The 20,386-nt window shown below is 60.3% G+C and carries 17 protein-coding genes; 5 read left to right on the top strand and 12 right to left on the bottom strand.

Annotated features, from left to right (window positions below; genetic code table 11):
* Entirely contained in the window at nucleotides 1–525 is a 525-nt protein-coding gene (locus ACZZ0A_RS22280; RefSeq protein ID WP_008081898.1) for a single-stranded DNA-binding protein, read from the top strand.
* A 113-nt stretch (nucleotides 526–638) separates the two neighbouring features.
* Here the strand turns inward: ACZZ0A_RS22280 and ACZZ0A_RS22275 are convergent, their stop codons facing one another.
* From ACZZ0A_RS22275 to ACZZ0A_RS22245, 7 genes are all read right to left on the bottom strand, one after another.
* A complete protein-coding gene (locus ACZZ0A_RS22275; protein ID WP_447787316.1) occupies nucleotides 639–1,796 on the bottom strand; it encodes a glutathionylspermidine synthase family protein in 1,158 nt (385 codons plus the stop codon).
* Between the two features lie 2 nt (nucleotides 1,797–1,798).
* Complete coding sequence (locus tag ACZZ0A_RS22270; protein ID WP_463543753.1) at nucleotides 1,799–2,497, bottom strand: DUF1190 domain-containing protein; 699 nt, start codon at nucleotides 2,495–2,497, stop codon at nucleotides 1,799–1,801.
* A gap of 17 nt (nucleotides 2,498–2,514) precedes the next feature.
* Complete coding sequence (locus ACZZ0A_RS22265; RefSeq protein ID WP_007917221.1) at nucleotides 2,515–2,940, bottom strand: DUF350 domain-containing protein; 426 nt, start codon at nucleotides 2,938–2,940, stop codon at nucleotides 2,515–2,517.
* 15 nt (nucleotides 2,941–2,955) lie between these two features.
* Nucleotides 2,956–3,606 (bottom strand): DUF2491 family protein, encoded by a 651-nt coding sequence (locus ACZZ0A_RS22260; RefSeq protein WP_007917219.1) that lies wholly within the window; start codon nucleotides 3,604–3,606, stop codon nucleotides 2,956–2,958.
* Between the two features lie 199 nt (nucleotides 3,607–3,805).
* Complete coding sequence (locus ACZZ0A_RS22255; RefSeq protein ID WP_463543752.1) at nucleotides 3,806–4,504, bottom strand: PspA/IM30 family protein; 699 nt, start codon at nucleotides 4,502–4,504, stop codon at nucleotides 3,806–3,808.
* Between the two features lie 17 nt (nucleotides 4,505–4,521).
* Nucleotides 4,522–5,190, bottom strand: coding sequence for a YjfI family protein (locus ACZZ0A_RS22250; protein WP_007917215.1), 669 nt, complete (start codon nucleotides 5,188–5,190; stop codon nucleotides 4,522–4,524).
* Between the two features lie 145 nt (nucleotides 5,191–5,335).
* A complete protein-coding gene (locus tag ACZZ0A_RS22245; protein WP_123375841.1) occupies nucleotides 5,336–5,890 on the bottom strand; it encodes a cysteine hydrolase family protein in 555 nt (184 codons plus the stop codon).
* A gap of 101 nt (nucleotides 5,891–5,991) precedes the next feature.
* On the opposite strand from ACZZ0A_RS22245, the gene ACZZ0A_RS22240 reads away from it, so the two are divergent.
* From ACZZ0A_RS22240 to ACZZ0A_RS22230, 3 genes are all read left to right on the top strand, one after another.
* Entirely contained in the window at nucleotides 5,992–6,993 is a 1,002-nt protein-coding gene (locus ACZZ0A_RS22240) for a GlxA family transcriptional regulator (protein ID WP_463543751.1), read from the top strand.
* A 281-nt stretch (nucleotides 6,994–7,274) separates the two neighbouring features.
* Nucleotides 7,275–8,384, top strand: a complete 1,110-nt coding sequence (locus tag ACZZ0A_RS22235; RefSeq protein ID WP_463543750.1) for a DUF3182 family protein — start codon at nucleotides 7,275–7,277, stop codon at nucleotides 8,382–8,384.
* Complete coding sequence (locus ACZZ0A_RS22230; protein ID WP_007917206.1) at nucleotides 8,374–9,132, top strand: alpha/beta hydrolase family protein; 759 nt, start codon at nucleotides 8,374–8,376, stop codon at nucleotides 9,130–9,132. Before ACZZ0A_RS22235 ends, ACZZ0A_RS22230 begins: the two co-directional genes overlap by 11 nt.
* 115 nt (nucleotides 9,133–9,247) lie before the next feature.
* On the opposite strand, the gene ACZZ0A_RS22225 is transcribed toward ACZZ0A_RS22230, so the two are convergent.
* Genes ACZZ0A_RS22225 through ACZZ0A_RS22210 form a run of 4 tightly spaced genes read right to left on the bottom strand, consistent with a single transcriptional unit; the run spans nucleotide 9,248 to nucleotide 13,222 of the window.
* Nucleotides 9,248–10,234, bottom strand: coding sequence for a lysylphosphatidylglycerol synthase domain-containing protein (locus ACZZ0A_RS22225; protein ID WP_007917199.1), 987 nt, complete (start codon nucleotides 10,232–10,234; stop codon nucleotides 9,248–9,250).
* Nucleotides 10,231–11,505 (bottom strand): cardiolipin synthase ClsB, encoded by a 1,275-nt coding sequence (gene clsB / locus ACZZ0A_RS22220; RefSeq protein WP_007917197.1) that lies wholly within the window; start codon nucleotides 11,503–11,505, stop codon nucleotides 10,231–10,233. The genes ACZZ0A_RS22225 and clsB overlap by 4 nt, the downstream gene beginning before the upstream one ends.
* A complete protein-coding gene (locus ACZZ0A_RS22215) occupies nucleotides 11,502–12,299 on the bottom strand; it encodes an endonuclease/exonuclease/phosphatase family protein (protein WP_007917196.1) in 798 nt (265 codons plus the stop codon). The genes clsB and ACZZ0A_RS22215 overlap by 4 nt, the downstream gene beginning before the upstream one ends.
* Nucleotides 12,296–13,222: a DUF72 domain-containing protein gene (locus ACZZ0A_RS22210; RefSeq protein WP_095113990.1), complete on the bottom strand. Its 927-nt coding sequence runs from the start codon at nucleotides 13,220–13,222 to the stop codon at nucleotides 12,296–12,298. Before ACZZ0A_RS22210 ends, ACZZ0A_RS22215 begins: the two co-directional genes overlap by 4 nt.
* 401 nt (nucleotides 13,223–13,623) lie before the next feature.
* On the opposite strand from ACZZ0A_RS22210, the gene ACZZ0A_RS22205 reads away from it, so the two are divergent.
* Nucleotides 13,624–15,717 carry a mechanosensitive ion channel family protein gene (locus ACZZ0A_RS22205; RefSeq protein WP_463543749.1) on the top strand — a complete coding sequence of 698 codons (2,094 nt, stop codon included), beginning with the start codon at nucleotides 13,624–13,626 and terminating at the stop codon, nucleotides 15,715–15,717.
* A gap of 142 nt (nucleotides 15,718–15,859) precedes the next feature.
* Here the strand turns inward: ACZZ0A_RS22205 and ACZZ0A_RS22200 are convergent, their stop codons facing one another.
* A complete protein-coding gene (locus tag ACZZ0A_RS22200) occupies nucleotides 15,860–20,146 on the bottom strand; it encodes a DEAD/DEAH box helicase (RefSeq protein WP_463543748.1) in 4,287 nt (1,428 codons plus the stop codon).
* Between the last annotated feature and the right edge of the window lie 240 nt (nucleotides 20,147–20,386).

The following is a 20,386-nucleotide window of genomic DNA, read 5'->3' as shown; positions in this document are numbered from 1 at the left end:
ATGGCCCGTGGGGTTAACAAAGTCATATTGGTCGGCACTTGCGGCCAGGATCCCGAAGTTCGCTACCTGCCTAACGGTAACGCCGTGACCAACCTGAGTCTGGCCACCAGCGAACAATGGACCGACAAGCAAACCGGTCAGAAGGTCGAGAAGACCGAATGGCACCGTGTTTCGATGTTCGGCAAGGTTGCTGAAATCGCTGGCGAATACCTGCGTAAAGGTTCGCAGGTCTACATCGAAGGCAAGCTGCAGACCCGCGAGTGGGAAAAAGACGGTATCAAGCGTTACACCACCGAAATCGTGGTCGACATGCAAGGCACCATGCAACTGCTCGGCGGCCGTCCACAACAGGGCGACCAACAAGGCGGTGGCAACAACTACCAGCAGTCGGCTCCAGCTCCACGTCAGCAGGCACCGCGTCCGCAGCAGTCGGCTCCACAGCAGCGTTCGGCCCCGGCTCCACAGCAGGCCGCACCGCAACCGGCTCCGGATTTCGACAGCTTTGATGACGATATCCCGTTCTGATTTGTCGCTGCACCCGTTCTAAGTAAAAAGGCCCGTCGCTGAAGCGACGGGCCTTTTTTGTGGGGCTTTTTTTCGTCTGCGGTTATCCCAAATCCCACAGGGATATCAGTGGTTCAGTCGAGGATCAGGTGCGGCAGAAAGCGGCTGGAATCTTTGGTGATCAGGCTGTTGTCTTCCCGTACACCAATCCCCGCAGCCTGATCGCCAATCACCCAGGAACCGATCAGCGTGTAGCTGTCGCCGAATTTCGGCAGCGGTGCAAATTCCTGCAGGATAAATGGCGCATCCGTGTAGGGCCCATCCTCTTTGACGATCAGACCGTCTGCCGTTTGCAGCTCAATGTTGGCGCCTTCGCGGGAGAAGTACGGCTTGCGTACCCATCCCTTGGGCACGGCGCTGGCCGGATTCGGATCGAGATGCGCCGCCAGCAGATTCGGATGGCCCTGGTGCAGCTCCCACAGTAGCGGCAACGCGCCCTTGTTCGACAGGATCGCCTTCCACGCCGGTTCGAAAAACTGCGTATCGCACTCGGCAATCGCCGCGCCGAACGGCTCGTGGAAGATGAATTCCCAGGCGTGCAGCTTGAACAGGTGCGGGATCCAGCGATCTTCCAGGTCGACGAAACGCCCTTCAGCGGTCAAACCGATGTCTTCGATATCGATGTGCCGTGATTCGATGCCGACCTTTTCGGCGATCAAGCGCAGGTAATCCGTGGTGCCCTTGTCCTCGACCGAGTCTCTCATCGAAGCGAAGTAGAACGGCCGCTTCAGTTGCAGCTCGGCGAAGGCCTTATGCAACTGGGTGTCGATGCTGTTGAACTGGTCGGCATGGCGCGGCAGCGTGCCGCGCTCGATGCATTGTTCCAGCCAGCCCCACTGAAAAGCCGCCGCTTCGTAGAGGCTGGTCGGCGTGTCGTAGTTGAGTTCCAGCAATTTCGCCGGGCCGTCGCCGCTGTAGGAAAAGTCCATGCGCCCGTACAGATGCGGATGACCTTCCCGCCAGGACGTGCGGATCATGTCGTAGTACGGTGTCGGGATGCTCAGGCGATCCAGCAGCTCTTCGCTGTCGACCACGCGGTCGACCAGGTCCATGCACATCTCGTGCAGTTCGGTGGTCGGGTCCTCAAGATCGTTTTCGATTTGCGCGAGCGTGAACTGGTAGTACGCGCTTTCGTCCCAGTACGGCTCGTCGTCGATGGTGTGGAACATGAAGCCGAGGCTTTCGGCAGTCTGTTTCCAGTCAGGCCGCTCGGCGCAGAGGATCTTCTTCATCGTCAGCTGCTCGAACGACCAGAACTGCTGCCCCAACCACCCCAGCCGCTGCGGGCGCTGGACTGGCTGCCGAAGCCGCCGCGTGACGTCGATGAGGCCACATTGACCGGTTTGCTTTTGCTGCTTTCGTAATCCGTTTGGCTGCGCGTCGTGGTTTCGGCTCTGCGGTACTGCGTCGAGGTGTTGTACGGCTGGCGCGTTTCGCGATCGCGGTAAACCGTGCGCTCGGAGTTGTTGCTCATCGCGTTGCCGATCAGCCAACCGGTCAGCCAGCCATTTCCACCTCCGCCGCCACCACCGCTGGAGACATGCGAAGTGCTTTGCACATGCTGCGCTGTCGTGTCACCGGCAGGCATTTGAGCATCGGCGATGGCGTCGAGGTTCTGCGCCGGTTCACCGCTCGCAGGCACTTTGAAGCCGCCGAGTTTCGGCACGAAGCGGCCGTCAGAATTCTTTTGGCACCAGTCAGCGGCAAAGTCCGCGTCGCACTTGGCCTTGTCGTCGTACGCCGGGGCAATGCGCCGGTGTTCGGTCAGGGCGGCGACGTAGGCGTTGGAGCAGACATCGGCGGCCACTTCGGCGTCGACGCACTGTTCCACATTCTGGAAACTGCGTGGTTGATCTGCGGCTGCCGCCTGGCCGGAAATGGCCATGGCCACCGAGGCGGCGAGGGACAACTGAACGTATTTGCTGCGTTTCATCTAAGGCTTCCTGCCGATCAGTTGGACGGTGTCATGCACGCGGCGTTGAGCATGCCGACGCTGATCGCGACCGCAGCAACATAGATACCCGAAGCCACTTCACCGTTGGCGATGCGCTGGGAGGTGCCTTTGAGCACTAGACCCGTGGCGAGGAATGCCAGCAGTTGCACCACGGCGGCAATCACTGCCCACAGTACGAAGTCGAGGACATTGACCGAAAACGCAATCACGTTACTGGCCGGAATCGCGAAGCCGATGATCGCGCCGGACAGGGCGATGGCAGCGGCAACGTTGCCGGAGCGAATCAGCTCGAATTCCTTGTGCGGGGTGATGCGCGTGTAGACGAATTGAAACAGCATGAACAGCAGTACGGCGCCGATGAGATAGACGACGAAACCGACCAGTGCGGTTTTGTTCAGGGAAACGGCCAGCACTTCCAGCATGAAAAACTTCCTTTTTTAAATGGTGCTCAGATCTGTCGTATACAGCGAAATGCCCAGCGAGGTGCTCAGGCTGACGGTGCCTTCTTCGTCCTGTTCGACGGAGAACAGCAGCAATTCGCGGCGATCGGTCAGGCCGGTCTCGCGCGCATAAAGCATTGAGTGATGTTCGATGGTGTAGCTCTCGTCCGGATTGACCACCTGTTCGGTCATCGGCACAAGTTCGGTCTGGCCTTGTTCGGTGCCCCACTCACGGCTGTATTCGACACCGTCGTGGTTGTAACCGGGCAAGCCGATCTGGCTGTCGGGGCCGGCCAGGCGCTGCAGTTCGGCGTCACTGTTGACGGTCACGTAACTGAGGTAGTTGAACAGGGTGACGGATTCGATCTGATCGTCACCGGTGACGTGGATCTGCAGCCAGAAATCCTCGTCGTTCATGTAATAGCGGTGCAGTTTATTGGACTGGCCGAGGTCGACCCAGCCGTGGCTCCAGATCGCCTGATCGAAGGGCACTCGCACTGTGGTCGAGCCATCGAGCAACAGCGCCAGCGTCGTATCGAACCTGACAGCCTTGCCTTGGGCCATGCCGAGCGGGCCACTGGCAACGGTCGGTGTTGGCGCAGCGGTCTGCCAGTTGCTGGTGCCCAGCAAGTCTTTAAACCATCCCATGGGTACGTTCCTTGAAGCGGGTGGAAGTGTTCGTCGGCGAAAAAGCGTCGCTAGTGTACCGGGCTCAGCGGCGAACGACACGCCGCAAACCATGTGGGAGCGAGCTTGCTCGCGAAGAGGGCGTATCAGTCAACAACGATGTCGACTGATACGCCGCTTTCGCGAGCAAGCTCGCTCCCACGGTTTTTTTGCGCAGTGCTTACTGAGCGGACTTTTGCTTCAGACGCTCAAGAATCGCATTGGCGCTGCCTTCGTTCGGCGTGATGCCGGCGTCGCGCAGTTTGCGTTCCAGATCGTTGCCGGTCGAAGCGTCGGCCAGTTCGTCGGCAGCGCTCAGTTCAGCCGCGCGTTGCTGCTGCTTGGCCTGCAGACGGTTCAACGTACCGACGGCGGTTTCCAGTTTGCCATTGGCGCCGCCGCTGGCGATGGAGGCGCTGACCTGGGCTTTCTGCACGCTTTCGCGGGCCTTGGCCATGTCCACTTGTTGGCGCAGGCTCTTGATGCGCGACTCGGCTTTGCTGATGTCTTTGCGCATGTTTTCGGCGTAAGTGCCGAACTCGTCGCTCTGCTTTTTCTCGACATCCAGCTCGTTGGTCAGGGTCGAAATCGCTTCGGCCACTTCCAGCGCCAGGTCTTCACGGCCGGCGTTCAGCGCCGAGACGGCTTTGGCTTCCAGATCCCTGATCTTGGCGTCGTACTCGCTTACGCGGTCGGCGGCCAGTTTGTGTTTGGCCATGATGGTGACCAATTCGCGACGGGCGTTCGACAGTGCGCTGTCGGCGTCACGGATTTCCTGATCGAGGATGCGCAGGGCCTGTTGGTCGGCAATCGCTTCGCCGACTTCATTGGCGCCGCCGCGCAGTGCGGTGAACAACTTGCTCCAGATGGACTGAGTCATTGGATATTCCCTGTTGATTACTTGAAGAAGTGTTCGAAGGCTTCGCTCGCGCGCTGCACGTTGTCGACCAGAGTTTTCACCTCGGTGACGACGTTGGTCAGGCTCGAGTCGGCGCTGAGGGCGCCAAACATGTTGTAAACGGTCTGCCCGTTCGGCATCGACTCGATACCGATCGACGACAGCGGGAACATTTCCCGGCTGCGCAACACGGCATCGTTGAAGGCGTGCACGTCGCTGATCGAATCGATGTCCACCAGCACGGTGTCGACGATGATCTGCTGGCCGGCCAGAGCGATGTGAATCGGCAGACCGCCGAATTCGTTCATTTCCAGCTTGATGCTGGGTTCGGAGCTCTGGATCAGCGACAGCGTGATCTCTTGCGAAGCCACCTCGTCCAGTGCCTTGAGGGCGTTGAAGAGGCTATCGATGGTCCAGTTGTTGCCTGCGCTCATGTAATTCTCCGACATGAAAGAGCCAGCCAGAATCGGTTGGCGTAGCTGTTGCTCCATTTGCTTGAGCAAGCTTCGGTTTTCGGGAAGCACCCAAGTTTCGTGTTTCACATAACCGGCAGCGGCCAGGCCTGCGCGCATCTGCTTCATATAGAAGCTCGACGGTTTTTTCGCCGACGGTTTCGCGCGCTCTCCCTTGGGGCTCTCTGACTTCGCGGTGGGGGAACGGCTTTTCATGGCAGTAGCTCGGTTATGGACATCTCACGCGTGAGCCACACTACAACCAATTCAAAGTGCCATCAATGGCTCACGCGTGAGATTTTTATGACAGACGAAAAAAGGCCCGCTGCAGCGCGGGCCCGGATTTCTTGCAGGATATTACTCAGCGCGTGGCGGCGAGGAATTCGTCAGTGGATACCACGCTGGCGTAGGCAAAACCCAGCGCTGACATGAACGCGGCGTGGACGTGGGCGGCCGGCACCGTCAGGCCATTGAACTCCAGATCGCGGCTGGCGCAGGCGTCGTGAATCACCGTGACGGCATAACCCAGATCCGCCGCCGCACGGGTAATGCCGTCAACGCACATGTGGCTCATGCTGCCGACCACCACCAGTTCCTTGATGCCTTGTTGGTTGAGGATCGCTTGCAGTTCGGTTTCGCGGAACGAGTTGACGAAGTGCTTTAGCACCACCGGTTCATCGGCACGGTTGAGTACCTTTGGATGCAGCTTGGCGCCCTCGGAACCCGGGGTGAAAAACGGCGCGTCCGCTGAGGTGAATTCGTGGCGAATGTGTACCACCGAATCGCCGGCCTCGCGGAACGCGGCTATCAGCCGGGCGGCGTTGTCGGCGGCGGCATCAGCACCGGCCAGCGGCCACTTGCCTTGGGGGAAGTAGTCGTTCTGGATATCGACTACGATGAGCGCTTGCTTGGCCATGGGTGTGTCCTCGATGTATTGGCTGGAAGTGGCTTCAGTATTGGTGCTGGCCAGTGATTCGAGGATTGGCCGCACCGACAATAGACAGGGGAAAACTGACAATGGGCGCAGAAAAGGCCGCCATCGCTGAGTTGGGCGTGCTGATCTATCCAGGCGCGCAAATGGCGGCGGTGCACGGTCTGACCGATCTGTTTACGGTGGCCAACCGGATTGCCGCCGAACATCAGGCTGCGCAATTGCCAGTGCTGCGGGTCAGTCATTGGCAGGTCGAAGGTGATCAGTCGCCAACGCGCATTTACGCCAGCCATCCAGGGCACGACAGCGCTTTGCTGGCGGTGCTGATCCCGCCATCGATCGGCGGTTTTTCGGCGGCGCAAATGCCGGTCGGTCTGACGCAATGGTTGCGTGATCAGCATGCCCGCGGTGCGACGCTTGGCGGAGTTTGCGTAGGCTCGCTGCTGCTCGCCGAAAGCGGCTTGCTCGACGGCCGTAGCGCCACCACTCACTGGACCTCTGCCAAGGCTTTCGCCGAGTGTTACCCGAAAATCAAGCTCAAGGCTGATACGCCGATTGTCGATGACGGCGACCTGATCACCACGGCCGGATTGATGGCTTGGTCGGAACTGGGATTACGCCTGGTCGACAGGTTGCTCGGACCGAGCATCGCCACCAGCACCGCGCGCTTTCTGGTGGTGGAACACAGTGACAGCGCCAGTGAATGCGGCAGCAATTTCGCGCCGATTCTCGGTCATGGCGATGCGGCGATTCTCAAGGTTCAACATTGGCTGCAAAGCACCGGTGCGACGGATGTTTCCCTGGCGGCGATGGCGGAGCGGGCGGGGTTGGAAGAGCGCACATTTCTACGGCGGTTCCGCGCGGCGAGCGGGCTGAAACCGACCGAGTACTGCCAGCATTTGCGGGTGGGCAAGGCACGGGAAATGCTCGAGTTCAGCAATGGCACGATCGATCACATTGCCTGGACAGTTGGGTATCAGGATCCGGGGGCGTTTCGCGCGATATTCAAGAAGATTACCGGACTGGCGCCAAGTGATTACCGGGCGCGGTTTGGTGTGACCCCTAACCCTAAACCGGCGAACACCTAATGTGGGAGCGAGCCTGCTCGCGAAAGCGGTGGGGGCTGTAATTTTGATGTCGACTGACACGACGCCTTCGCGAGCAGGCTAGCTCCCACATTGAACTCCACAGGACTATAGATCGTGCAAATTGCCGGGGTTTTGCGCGCGGTCGTGCAGATTGAAACAGGCGTGGTGCCAGCACGATTCTGGCAAGTTTCTGATTGGCCTAGAATTTTCGGAGATCGGTCATTGGCCTGATCTCTGCACCTCTCACCGCTACAGTCATCGAACCGATGGAAGGGGAACGCATGACCCCGACACCCCGCAGGAAAATCGTCGTCGCCCACTCGGTGCGCCCCGACGCGCCACAACATGAAGTACAGACCAACAAAGCGCTGGCCCGCTGGCTGGCGCAGATTCTCGGGTGCAAGTTCGGCGGCAGCTATGACGCTGAAAAACACCACGGTCATGATCTGTATTTACTGCCGACGCAAACCATTGTCGGCCCGGCCAGCGCTCACGCACTCGGTATCAAGGGACCGGAGGATCTGTGGGGCGGGTTCGTCGAGCACGACTTCATCTGCACCAAAGCCATCAGCCACGGCCTGCGCAGTCATCTGGCGCACGCGCCGCAAGGCTGGTCGCCATTGTTTTCCGAGCGCGTGCGTAACGTGGTCCTTGATGGCCTCAGCGTTTTTGCGCTGGAAGACGCGCGGCCCGCTGCCGAGCACTTACTGTACAACGGCCCGATCCGCTTGAAGCCGGTTCACGCCTGCGCCGGTCGTGGCCAGGAAGTGATCAAGAGCCTTGATGCCTTCGACGACATTCTTGCCCGCCCTGACATTGAAAAACAGTTCAGTGAGGGTGTGGTGCTGGAACAGGACTTGAGCGACGTGGTCACCCACAGCGTCGGCCAGTCATTCATCGGCGATAAGGTGCTGAGTTACTGCGGTGATCAATACTTGACCAAGGATGCCCACGGCGAAGAGGTCTACGGCGGCTCGAATCTGCTGGTGGTGCAGGGTGATTATGACGAACTGCTGAAGTTGAACCTGCACGACGATGTGCGTCTGGCCATTGAGCAGGCGCAGGTTTTCGACGCTGCCGCCGATGAGGCTTACCCACGCTTCTACGCCTCGCGACGCAATTACGACATTGCCCAGGGCCTGGACAGCAACGGTAAATCCCGCAGCGGCGTGCTCGAACAATCCTGGCGCATGGGCGGCGCCAGCAGTGCTGAAGTCGCGGCGTTGCAAAGCTTCGTCAACGATCCGGGGATGCGTGCGATTCGCGTGTCATCGGTGGAAACCTATATCGATCAGCCGCTGCCGGCGGACGCCATCGAGGTCTATCGCGGCCCGGCTGAGAACAGCGAATTTCTCCTCAAATACGTAACGGTCAAATCCTATGACGGCTAGAAGCGAAAGCATTCAAATCGACATTGATGATGAACAGATGAGCGGGACCTTTCTCAGTCCCAAATCGAAAGTGCCGGGGGTGTTGTTTGTACATGGTTGGGGCGGTAGTCAGGAGCGCGACCTTGAGCGCGCCAAAGGCATTGCCGGTCTAGGTTGCGTGTGCCTGACCTTCGACTTGCGCGGGCATACCGGCGGCACCGGGATTCCGCTGACCCGCGTTACCCGCGAAGATAACCTGCGTGATTTGCTCGCGGCCTATGACCGCTTGCTCGCGCATCCAGCACTCGATACCTCGGCGATCGCCGTGGTCGGCACCAGTTATGGCGGTTACCTGGCGGCGATCCTCACCTCGCTGCGCCCGGTGCGCTGGCTGGCGTTGCGCGTTCCGGCGCTGTATCGCGACGAGCAATGGCATACGCCCAAGCGTGAGCTGGACAAGGCCGATTTGCGTGATTACCGCAGCACGCTGGTGCGCGCGGACACCAATCGGGCGCTGCATGCGTGTTCGCAATTCACCGGGGATGTGTTGCTGGTGGAGTCGGAAACCGATGACTACGTGCCCCACGCGGCGATCATGAGTTACCGCGCGGCGTGCCAGCAGACGCATTCATTGACGCACCGGATTATCGACGGCGCCGATCATGCGTTGAGCGAGCCGGTGTCGCAGCAGGCTTACACCTCGATTCTGGTGGACTGGATTACCGAGATGGTTGTGGGCGAGCGGTTGAGCATTATTCAATCAGCATGATTTTTTAGTGTTCTTTCGAACGCTATCGCGAGCAGGCTCACTCCTACATTTTGGAATGCGTTCACTTGTAGGCGTGAGCCTGCTCGCGATAGCGATTTCGAATTCAAAAACTAACTCAAGAGGGGTTTTTCTCGATCCGAAGCGCCTTGGCCTTGGCCTCAACCACCAGATACATCACCACCGTGATCAACAACGGCAACAGAAAATAAATCGCCCGATACGCCAGCAATCCCGCCACCAGGCTGCCGCGTGAAGCCTCGTGTTGCAGCAACGCCACAAACACCGCCTCCAGCACCCCAAGGCCCGCCGGAATATGCGTAATGACCCCGGCAATCGCGCTGATCAACAACACGCCCAGCACCAACGGATAATCCAGTTTGCTCGGCAGCAAGGTGAAGATCACCGCCGCCATCAGCGACCAGTTCAACGCGCCCAGCAGTAGTTGCAAGACCGCCATGCGCAATGACGGCAGGTTGATTTCCACGCCGCGGATCGACCACTCGCGGCGTTTGGAAAACTGACAAGCGGCCAGATAGCCGACGCTGATCAACAGCAGCAGAACGCCGATGCCTTGCAGCGCACTGCTGCTGATTTTCCAGCCCGGTGGCATTGTCACCAATCCACTGCTGAACACCACGCCGGCAATGGTCATGTAGCCAAACCAATTGGTCGCCAGGCTCAAACCGAGGATCTTGGCGATGTTGCTTTTGCTCACGCCAAGACGCGAATACAGCCGATAGCGCATGGCGATGCCGCCCACCCACGCGCTCAGATTCAAGTTGAACGCATAGCTGATGATCCCCACCGGCAGAATCTGTTTCCAGGTCAGGTCCTGACGAATGTAAGTGCGGCCGATCAGGTCAAAACTGGCGTAGGTGAGAAAGCTCAGCAAAGTCACGCCAGCGGCGATGATCAACGTGCGCACCTTGAAGTCGGCCAGGGTTTGCAGGACTTCGGCCCATTCGATGCGCGTGGCGAACATCGTCAGCAAGACAATCAGCGCGAGGAAAAACAGCAGGGTCAACGGGCGCTTCCAGCGACTCCATTTCGAATGGGTGGCTGGCGCCGCATGGCCGCTCGGGTGCGCTTCGGAGTGGCTCATGGCGTGTTCCCTCGAAATGGCTTGAGCCGTGGTTTATGTGCTGGCAACCATCCGGCCATCGCCGGGAAATGCCGCAGAAAGTGGAACACCAGAAACCCTACGGTCATGTGCCAGATGCGCCCGCGCGGGGACTTGCTGGCGTCCATGGCTTTGCAGTGGTTCTGGCTGAGGTCGTCGAGGCGTTCGAACAAATGCTGATTGAAAGCGCGGTCGCGGATCAGCACATTGGCTTCCAGATTCAGCGACAGGCTCAGCGGGTCGAGATTGCTCGAGCCGACCGTGCTCCATTCTTCGTCGACCAGCGCCACTTTGCCGTGCAGCGGGCGCTGGCAATATTCGTGGATTTGCACGCCGGCCTTGAGCAAGTAGTCGTAGGTCATGCGCGCCGCCAGTTTGGCCACCAGCATGTCCGGTTGACCCTGCAGAATCAGGCGCACCTCGACCCCGCGACGTGCCGCGTTGCGGATTTCCCGCAGCAAACGGTAACCGGGGAAGAAGTAGGCGTTGGCGATCACCACGCGGCGCTTGGCCCGGCGCAGTACCTGCAAATACACATCTTCGATATCGGAGTGGTGCTGGTCGTTGTCGCGGAATACCAGGCGCACCTGACCGTCGTGGTCATCGAAAGCCATCTCCGCGCGACGTTGACGCCGACGTTGCCACCAGAACCGCGCACGGCCCGGCCGACCACTTTGCAGCAGGGCGAAATGATGGATGTCGGCGACCGCCGGGCCCTGAATTTCCACCGAATAATCCTGCTTGGCTTCAGGGCCGAAATCGGCCAGGTGATCGCCGGAAAAGTTGATCCCGCCAATAAACGCGATCAGGCCGTCGACCACCACAATCTTGCGGTGCAAACGCCGGAACCAGTTGGTGCGAATGCCCAGGCGTTTCGGTGCCGGATCGAAGATTTGCAGATGCACGCCGGCCTCGCTCAGCGCGGTCAGATAACCGGTGCTCAACTCGCCGCAACCAAAGCCGTCGAGGCTGACCGTGGTGCGCACGCCACGCCGGGCAGCGTCGATCAGAATCTCCTGTAACTCGGCACCGACCTTGTCTTCGAAAACGATAAAGGTCTCGAGGAGGATTTCACTTTTCGCTGCGCGCATCGCTTCGAACACACGAGGGAAATACTCCTCGCCGTTTTCCAGTAATTGCACACGGTTGTTGCCCTGCCAGCTGTACTCGACATCAACATGGCCGGGCTCACGGATCGGCGGGTTGATGGCGATCGGTTCCACGGCGGATTTCTCCAGCGGCGCGCTGCTCATAGTTCGATCTCCACCGATAACGGAACATGGTCGGAAAGGTGCGACCAGGGACGGTTGGCCAGGACCTTCGGTTGGCTGGCCTTGAGGTTGCGTACGTAAATACGATCGAGCCGCAGCGCCGGCAAACGTGCCGGAAAACTGCGCGCCGGTTTGCCCTGGTGCTCGGCGAATACTTCGCGCAAGCCGCAGGGTTTGAGTTGTGCATCGGCGCGCTGGCGCCAGTCGTTGAAGTCGCCGGCAACGATCACTGGCGCGTCGTTGGGCAACTCCGCCAGGCGTTGCATGAGCAAATCCAGTTGCGCGTTGCGATGACTTTCGCGCAGGCCCAGATGCACGCAGATCGCATGCACTTCGGTGCCATCACCGGGCAGGCGCAACACGCAATGCAGCAGGCCACGGTTTTCGTGGCCGCTGATCGACACGTCGAGATTGTCGTGGCGGATGATCTGGAATTTCGACAGCAGCGCATTGCCGTGATCGCCCTCCGGGTACACCGCATTGCGCCCGTAGGCGAACTGCGGCCAGAGGCTATCGGCGAGAAACTCGTACTGCGGCATTGTCGGCCAGTTGCTGTAGCGCTTGGGATGATGCTCGTGGGTGCCGTGGACTTCCTGCAGAAACACCACATCGGCCGCGACGCTGCGCACCGCTTCGCGCAGTTCCGGCAGGATGAAGCGCCGATTCAGTGCGGTAAAACCCTTGTGGGTATTGACCGTCAGTACGGTGAACGTCCGCACGGACGGCGCAACCACCGAGCCCTCATCGGTAAAGCCAACCGGCTCTGGAATACTCATGCCAACACTCCTTCGCCAGCGGGTTCGCCGGGGGTGGTGGCGAGGTCCTTGTCCAGCTCGAAACGATGCAACAGATCGCGCGCGTCATACGGAGCGCGGACTTTGATGTCGTTGTCGAAATAGCAGAACACTTCACGGGATTTGCGCGCGCGCGGCTTCAAGCGTGGCGCGATCAGGTGCGCGTCTTTTGGTTGCTCACCGTGGTGCCAGGCGTCGATGCGTTCGGCCCAGCGCTTGAGGGCTGGTGCGGTGTAGCCGCTGGCGTAGAGTTCTTCGGCGCCGTGCAGGCGCAGGTAGACAAAGTCGCTGGTCAGGTCTTCGCGGTACGGCCATTTGTTCGCGGTGTCAGCGATCACCAGCGCGGTGTTGTGGCGCTTCAACAAGCGTACGAACTCGGGGTCGATGAAGCTCTCGTTGCGGATTTCCACAGCGTGGCGCAGTGGTTTTTTACGCCAGGCTTTCATGCTGGCGTGGCCGTGCAGGTGAGCGTCGTGTTGATGGGCGAGGGTGGCGGCGGCTTCGGTGTCGTGGGGCAATAGTGCGAGGAAATGTTCAAAGCGCTCAGGCTCGAATTTGAAGTTCGGCGGAAACTGCCAAAGGATCGGTCCGAGTTTTTCCTTGAGTTCCAGCACCCCGGAGGCGAAGAAATTGGCCAACGGTTTTTCGATCTCGCGCAAGCGGCGGATGTGGGTGATGAAACGCGGCGCCTTGACGCTGAAGACGAAGTCGTCAGGCGTTTCGGCGTACCACTGCGCATAGCGCTCCGGCCGTTGCAGGGCGTAGAACGATCCATTGATTTCGATGCTGTTGAGCGCCCGCGAAGCGAACTGCAATTCGCGTTTCTGCGCCAGTCCCTTGGGGTAGAAGTCCCCGCGCCACGGTTCGTAGCGCCAGCCGGAAATACCGATGTGAATCGTTGCCATGCCACCCTCCCGTCGAAAGTCCTCGTGTTGCCGGTATCTTTTGATGACTGCGCGCGGTTCGGGAAAGTTTCGATGGCATTACGGACGGTCACACGTCTTTAAGGCAAAGATCAAAAGCGCTCCCCCTCACCCCAACCCTCTCCCCCAGAGGGGGCGAGGGGGAAGGGAGCAGATCTTCAGGGTTTTCAGGGTTTGAGTTCGAAAAACAAGGGGGAAGGGAGCTGGTTTTTATGGTTTTCAGGGTCTGAGTTCGACTCCGGACTTTCAGATCGGTGCAGCCGGATCAGGCAACTCGGTCAGTTCCCTCTCCCTCTGGGAGAGGGCTAGGGTGAGGGGCTCTTGAACTTGCCACACAAAACTTGATCAGTTCCTTACAGGTTCAGCCAAGGGAGATCGGAGTTTTGGGCAAGTTCAGGATCGCTATTCTGCTGGGAGCACTGTTGTTTCTCGGCGCCAGTGAAATCGACGCCGCCGCATTGCCGGGCGTCCCGGCCGCCACCGAAGAAGCGGCTAAACCCGAACCGATTGTGCAGGGCGGGCTGCTCGGTGCGATCAGTTCGAGCATCGATGATGTACAAGACAAACTCGATCTCAACGAACACCTGGTCGATGCCTGGCGCCTGCGCGCTGATCGCGCCGCCGATGAAGTGGACAAACTGGTCAACCAGCCGTCGAATCGCTCGGGCTGGAGCGTCGCCGGGGATTTCCTCTCTTTGTCCGGCACTTGGCTCGGCAGTTTCGCGCTGCTCACCGTGCTCGGCAGCTTGTTGACCAAACGCCTGCGCGAGGGTCGCTGGTTGCGCACCCGTCAGCGTAGTCAGGATCTGATTGGTTACTTGCTGCCTTACACCATTCCAGCGCTGATCTGCCTGCCGCTGACCCTCTACGTCAGCCATTTTCTGCAAGCCTCGGTGGGACGCGCGCTGGCGCTGTGTCTGGCCTACGCCACCAGCAGCGGCATCTTTTCCACCTCGATGTTGTTGTGCGTGGTGGTGATGTTCAACGTCGGCCACAAACGCCCGGCGGCGCGGATCATCCGTAATTACTGCCCGCGACCGCTGTTCCTGATCGGCTTTCTCGCCGCCCTCAGCGATGCGCTGACCAGCCCGCAGATCGCCCGCCAACTGGGCGGCAATATCACCAGCAGCGTCGCGGTATTTACCGGCCTGATCGCCTCGGTGATTTTCGGTCTGCTGGTGATTCGCCTGCGTCGCCCGGTGGCGCATCTGATCCGCAATCGTTCGCTGAGCCAGCGCTTGAAACAACCCTCGTTGCAGGAATCGCTGCGAATCTTTTCCGGGCTGTGGTATTGGCCGATCGTGTTGATGGTGCTGGTCTCGGCGGTCAATCTGATCGGCATCGGCGAGGACAATCAGAAAGCCCTGCGCTGCGCGCTGTTCACCACGGTTTTGTTAATCGGCACGGTATTCCTCAGCACGATCCTGCAGCACTTGTTCAAGTCACGAAAGGCCGAAGCGATCCAGCGCAGCAGCGCCTACAAGGAACGTTTTCTCAGTCTGCTTCACGCGTTGCTGCGTATCGTCATCGCCATTGCCTTCATCGATATCCTCGGACGGATCTGGGGCGTGTCGTTGCTCGATTTTGCCCAGAGCAGCACGGTCGGAAGAGCAATCAGCAACGCGTTAAGCAGCATTGGTTTGATCTTCCTGGTGACGTGGTTGTTGTGGGTGGTACTCGACACGGCGATCCAGGAAGCGCTGAAGCCGCCGCTCAGCAAACGCGCGGCGCGCCAGCCGAGTACGCGGGTAAAAACCATTTTGCCGCTGCTGCGTAACGCGATCAAAATCATCCTCGTGGTGATCTGTGCGATCACCACCATGGCCAATCTGGGGATCAACGTCGCGCCATTGCTGGCCGGTGCCGGGGTGGTCGGTCTGGCCATCGGTTTCGGCTCGCAGCAACTGGTGCAGGACGTGATCACCGGGCTGTTCATCATCATCGAAGACACCCTGTCGATTGGCGATTGGGTGGTGCTCGATTCCGGGCACGCCGGTACAGTCGAAGGGCTGACCATTCGCACGCTGCGCCTGCGTGACGGTAAAGGTTTTGTGCACTCGGTGCCATTTGGTCAGATCAAGGCAGTGACCAACCAATCGCGGCAGTTTGCCTTTGCGTTTTTCTCGGTGCAGTTCACTTATGACACGGATGTGGATAAAGCCATCGAGCTGATTCGAGAAACCGGTGATTCGATCCGCGAAGACCCCTTCCTCAAGTACAACCTGCAAGGGCCGCTGGATGTGTTTGGCGTGGACAGGATGGATTTGAATGGCGTGGTGCTGACGGCGCAGTTCCGCACGGTGTCGGGCGGGCAGTATGCGGTGAGCCGGGCGTTCAACCAGCGGTTGAAGAAACTTGTGGATAACACCGCGACCGTGCATTTCGCGCAGACTTATCCACAGCAGGTTTTGTTGCCGAAACGTCAGCAGGAGGGGACTGTGGTGGCGAGCGAGGTGCCGCAGGAGTCGCGGACTTAACCGGTGGATTTTTTGGTGTTAGTGCTGACCTCATCGCTGGCAAGCCAGCTCCCACAGGGTTTTGGGTGATGCTGGAATAGAAGGCATACCACAAATCACTGTGGGAGCTGGCTTGCCAGCGATGAGGCCAGAACAGTCACCCTCAATGCCGGATCAGCTTGCTGCGCACCTGCTCCATATCAATCTGATCCAGCTCCAGCCAGAATTGTTGCTTGCCGGCAATCTCCGCCGCTACTGGCAAACCATCCCGATACACCAGCCGATTACTCACCAGCGCCGGCACTTTCATCCCCGGCAATAACGTTCCGGCCAGATTCAGCGGATCAACCCCACACACTGCCACCAGACTGCCGTCATGCGGCCGCCGACGGACTTCGCGCAACAACGGAATCGCCTCAGGCAAGGCAAACTGTTCCCCCGCCAAACCACTAACAAACCGCCCGCCACGAATCTCGCCCCGCGCTTCCAGCCGATGAAAGGTACGCAGCAATTCTCGCCAACTCGGCAACCAGTCCGCTTCGCGCTCCAGCAAGCGCCAGAACACCACGCCATAGCGCCGCAACAACGTCATCGCGACGTGCTCCAGCGTCTCGCTGTTATCCACAGCCGCGCCACGCCGCAACAACGCCCAGCGCCCGGCATCGTCCATCCCACCGATAAACGCCCCGCGCCCACGCCTACTGCTGCGCTGCTGGCGCTTGCTTGCCGGGGTGATCAACGCGCGCAGGCCGGCGAAGCTGTCGGCGTTCACCAGGCCGGCGCCGACCAGCTCCTGCAAGGCGATCTCCAGCTCGGTGCGCAGCAGGTGCGCTTCATGAATCAGCTCATCGAAAAACAGCGCACCGTGCTGACTCAAAGCTTCAAATACCTTCTGGGTTTTCGGCGAGAGTTCGCTCACTGGGGTCTGTTCGGCCAACGCGCTCCACAAACCGACCTGACTGCGTGGCAGCAACACGATCGGCGTGCTGCGCAATGCCGTGCCACTGACTTTTTGCCGGGCACTGAGGCGCATCCACACCAGTTTGCCGTTGCGGCACAGGTCATCCAGCCAGCTCGGTGAATAATCCTTGAGACGGGCCGGGAGAAGGTCGCTGTCCCACGCCGAAGCCGCCGCCGCGTAACCTTCGAACTGGCCGACAATCGCAGGCAATACGGCGCTGCCCTGACCGCGAATCGCGGGCGAAAGATGCTGCCAGTCGAACAGAAAGCGCATGAAATCCTGCAACGCCACCGGCTCGATTTCCCGGCGCAGGCGCTTGACCGTGTAGCGATGAATGCGCGCGAGCAGATGCCGTTCGCACCATTCTTCAACGTTGACCTTGGGCGTAAACTGACCGCGCAGCACATAACCTTCGCGTTCCAGTTGCGCGAGGGTTTGATGGACTTGGGCGGTCGGCAGCGCGAGCGGTTCGGCAATCGCGGATAACGGCAGCGGTCCGAAGGCACCGAGGCGTGCGCGGATCACCTCGACCAGCGCCGCATCGAACGTCCAGATTTCAGCGAATCCCGGCAACGCCTCCAGCTCGGGTTGCAGAATCGCCTGTGGATAAAGCGTTTGCAGGCAGGTCAGGCGTTCGCGGGCCAGCCACAAGCCATGCTCGGAGTCGATCTGCAAACGGCAGGCGCGCCCGCTGCGGGCCAGGGTTTCCAGCCATGCGCGCCAGCCTTCGTTCGCTTGCACTTCCTCATCGCTGATGCACGCCAGGCTCATCAGCGCCTCATGCATTTCGTCCACAGCGTTCGGCGTCGGCCAGGCTTCTTCACGCACGGCGGCAATCGCGTCCGCATCCAGTGCACCGAGATCATCGGTCGATTGCGGATCGCTCCAGCGCCGGTTGATCACCGCCTGAGTACGGCGTTCTTCCAGCGGTGCGTCGTCGAGAAAGGTGTACGGCCGCGCACTGAGAATTTCAGCGGCGAGCGGCGAGGGCGCCGGCAGGTCGCGGCTGATCAAACGCACCTCGCCACGCTCCATGCGCCGCAGCAGATTGAGCCAGCCTTCGCTGTCCATCGCCTCATGCAGGCAATCGTCCAGTGTCTGCTCGATCAACGGATGCTCGGGAATTTCGCGTTCACCGGCGAGGTTTTCCAGGCAGGCAATCTGATCGGGAAACACGCTGGCAATCAGGTCTTCGCTTTTCATCCGCTGCAACTGCGGCGCAACTTTGCGCCCGCCGGTGAAACGCGGCAGCGCCAGCGCCACCCCGGCGTTCCAGCGCCAGCGCACGCCGAACAGCGGCGCATCAAGCACCGCTTGAATGAGGATGTGCTCGGCGCTGTTGCTGTGCAGGTAACGCCAGATATCGTCGAGTTCAAAGCTGTGGCTGGTGGACAGCGACAGCACGATGGCGTCCTCGCTGGCGGCGGCCTGCAATTCGAAGTTGAAGGTGCGACAGAAACGCTTGCGCAGGGCCAGGCCCCAGGCGCGGTTGATGCGGCTGCCGAACGGTGAATGGATGATCAATTGCGTGCCGCCGGACTCGTCGAAAAACCGCTCCATCAGCAGCGTGTCCTGCGAAGGCAGGGCGCCGAGGGTTTGCCGGGCGCGAGCGAGGTATTCGACCAGTTGTTCGGCGCTGGCGCGGTTGAGGCCGAGGGTCTGCGTCAGCCAGTCGAGCGCCGGTTGCAGATCGCCGGGGCTGGCACCGAGTAGTTCGTCGAGTTGTGCTTGCAGACGTGCGACAGCGGATGACAATTCATCGCTGCGCCCCGGCGCTTCGCCGAGCCAGAATGGAATGGTCGGCGGCTGGCCGTGGGCATCTTCGACACGCACCTTGCCGGTTTCCACGCGCAGGATCCGGTAGGAGGTATTGCCAAGCTGGAACACATCGCCGGCGATGCTTTCCACGGCGAAGTCTTCGTTGACGCTGCCGATGTTCAGGCCTTGCGGTTCGAGCATGACGCTGTAGTCGGCGTTATCGGGAATGGTGCCGCCGCTGGTAACGGCGGTCAGTTGTGAACCGCGACGGCCACGCAAGGTGCGACTGACGGCGTCGCGGTGCAGGTACGCGCTGCGAATGCCTTGGCGACCGTTGTAGCCTTCGGCGAGCATGCTCAGCAGGGCCTGATAATGTTTTTCGTCGAGGTCGCGATAAGGCGAGGCTTGGCGGAACATCGCCAGTAAGGCGTCCTCCGGCCATTCCTGACAACTGACTTCGGCGATGATCTGCTGCGCCAGCACATCCAGCGGCGCTTCGGGGATGTGCAGGGTATCGAGCTCGCCACGGCGCACGCAGTCGAGCAGGGCGGCGCATTCGATCAGGTCGTCGCGGGTGGTGGCGAACAATCGGCCCTTGGGTGTGCCGCCCACCTGGTGCCCGGAACGGCCAACCCTTTGCAGAAACCCGGCGATGGAGCGCGGCGAAGCAATCTGGCAGACCAGATCGACTTCACCGATATCGATGCCCAGTTCCAGCGAGGCGGTAGCGATCAATACCTGCAGTTCGCCGCGCTTGAGGCGTTGTTCGGCGTCGAGGCGAAACTCCTTGGCCAGACTGCCGTGATGCGCGGCCACCGCGTGCTTGCCGAGGCGTTCGCTGAGGTGCCGGCTCAGGCGCTCGGCGAGGCGCCGGGTGTTGACGAAAATCAGCGTGGTGCGGTGCTCGCGAGCGAGTTCAGCGAGGCGGTCGTAGACCAATTCCCAGACGTCGTTGGCCATCACTGCCGACAACGGCACCGGCGGCACCTCAATACCAAGGTCCCGTGGCCGGGCGTGGCCGATATCGATGATCTCGCAGGGACGCTCATGGCCGACAAGAAATTGCGCCACGGCTTCGACCGGTTTCTGCGTAGCGGACAGACCGATACGGGTCAGCGGTTCGGCGCACAACGCCTGCAGGCGTTCAAGACTGAGGGCCAGATGACTGCCGCGTTTGCCAGCGGCCATCGCGTGGATTTCATCGATGATCACTGTCCGTGTGGTGCCGAGCATTTTCCGTCCGGATTCGGATCCGAGCAGCACGTAGAGTGATTCCGGCGTGGTCACCAGAATGTGCGGCGCCGATTTGCGCATGGCCGCACGTTCTTTCTGCGGGGTGTCACCGGTGCGCACGGCGGTGGTGATTTGCAGCTCGGGCAGACTCATCTGCCGCAGTTGTCCGGTGATCCCTGCCAGCGGGTTTTGCAGGTTGATGCGAATGTCGTTGGACAGCGCCTTCAGTGGCGAGACGTAGACCACCAGCGTTTCGTCGGGTAGACCGTCGGGATTGTCCAGGCCTCGGTGGACGAGGTCGTCGAGCACGGCGAGAAACGCGGTGAGGGTTTTGCCGGAGCCAGTGGGCGCGGCGATCAGCGTCGAACGGCGCTGGCGGATCAACGGCCATGCGCGCGCCTGGGCGGCGGTGACCGTCGGGAACGTGTTGCTGAACCAGGCGCTGACGGCGGGGTGAAAGCCTGCCAGGGCCGCGTCCGTGGGGATGGGCAGATTCATGGCTTAAGTTATGCGGGCGCGGGTGGGAAGATGCAAGTACCGCTGGGATCTTCAGCGTCTGGTAGGGCCTCTTCGCTGGCAAGCCAGCTCCCACACGGATTGATGTCGTTCACAGAATTTGTAATCAGCGCTGGACCCTGTGGGAGCTGGCTTGCCAGCGATGGTGCCAGTTGCCACGACACAAATCCCGGCGATCTACACTTTACGGATGACGGTTGCGCACTAAACCCGCAAAATGCA

It is taken from the genome of Pseudomonas sp. AC242 (assembly GCF_979258655.1).
This window is presented reverse-complemented; position numbering and strand designations above follow the sequence as displayed.